The 540-nt window shown below is 54.8% G+C and carries 1 rRNA gene; it reads right to left on the reverse strand.

The window, feature by feature from the left end:
- A 23S ribosomal RNA gene (locus tag ACFSB2_RS17875) occupies positions 1 to 426 on the reverse strand; the annotation flags it as partial.
- Positions 427 to 540: the final 114 nt, after the last annotated feature.

Raw genomic sequence — 540 nt, forward strand, 5'->3', positions numbered from 1 at the left:
ACAGTCCATTTTAGATACAGGGCTCTCACCTGCTCTGGCCGGCCTTCCCATGCCGTTCTCCTATGTACTGTCTTCCGGCGGGTTCCTGCAGGTTCCCTCCGACAACCCCTCGACCCCACATACGCATCGGCTGCAGCCTGTATCACGTACATGGTTTAGGCTCCTCCGCTTTCGCTCGCCGCTACTTACGGAATCACTTTCGTTTTCTTTTCCTCGAGGTACTTAGATGTTTCAGTTCCCTCGGTTGCCTCCATACAGCTATGAATTCACTGTACAGTCCTAGCGCTTCACACTAGGGGGTTCCCCCATTCGGACATCCACGGATCTATGTTCGCTTACAACTCCCCGTGGCATTTCGGTGTTCGCCCCGTCCTTCTTCGGCTCTTGGCGCCTAGGCATCCTCCGTGCGCTCTTCCTAACTTCACCGTTTCGGCTGCAGATCCACTTCACATGACTGCGTCACTCGTCAGACAACTCCTTCACGTACTCATGTACGCTCTGTCCGTTGCCTTCCTCGTTCCTTGTCCTGCTCGCAATCCT

It is taken from the genome of Alicyclobacillus fodiniaquatilis, assembly GCF_042678105.1.
GTDB classification, from domain to species: Bacteria; Bacillota; Bacilli; order Alicyclobacillales; family Alicyclobacillaceae; genus Alicyclobacillus; species Alicyclobacillus fodiniaquatilis.